Source organism: Chromobacterium sp. LK1 (assembly GCF_001043555.1).
Taxonomy (GTDB): domain Bacteria; phylum Pseudomonadota; class Gammaproteobacteria; order Burkholderiales; family Chromobacteriaceae; genus Chromobacterium; species Chromobacterium aquaticum.
Genome location: NZ_LDUI01000089.1, coordinates 1 through 575 on the forward strand (window position 1 = coordinate 1; position 575 = coordinate 575).

The 575-nt window shown below is 60.2% G+C and carries 1 protein-coding gene; it reads left to right on the plus strand.

Annotation, left to right across the window (positions count from 1 at the left end; translation table 11 throughout):
* Positions 1–254: 254 nt before the first annotated feature.
* Positions 255–575 (plus strand): PAS domain-containing protein (locus VI26_RS22965; RefSeq protein ID WP_048412073.1); only part of this gene is annotated, 321 nt, incomplete at its 3' end.

The window sequence follows — 575 nt, forward strand, 5'->3', positions numbered from 1 at the left end:
GATGGCGGGGGTGGGGTGATGCATGAATCTCTCCTCCTTGCGGCTGTGGCAGCCTGCTGTAGTTGTGTGCCGCGTGTGGGCGCGGCTCTGCTGAGTGTGGCAACATCCATGCCAGCGGACGCATTTTTTAATTGCATGAATTTAAAGGGGTTTTGCGCTTGCTCGCGGTGACGAAAACCGTCAATACTGCAACTATTCATAAAAACGCCGAATTTTCGGCGCCCGCGCTTGTGATGCGGAGTAGAGGGGGAGGCATGGACGCGGACCTGAGCCAGGGCATTGCGCTGTTTGGCGATTTCTTTGACGCGATCGGCCTGTCGGTGGCCATCATCGACCAGGACGGGCGCTACGCCTATTACAACCAGGAGTGCTCGCAGCTGGACGAGTACACCGCGGAGCAGGCGCTGGGGGCCTATTTGCTGGAGCTGTACCCGGAGCTGGACGAGAGCAATAGCACCTTGTTGCAGGCGCTGCGGCAGGGCCGCAGCTACCGCAATCATTACCAGCGTTATCGCAACCCCAGGGGCAAGGCGGTGCATCAGGTGCACACCACGCTGCCGCTGAAGCGCGCCGAC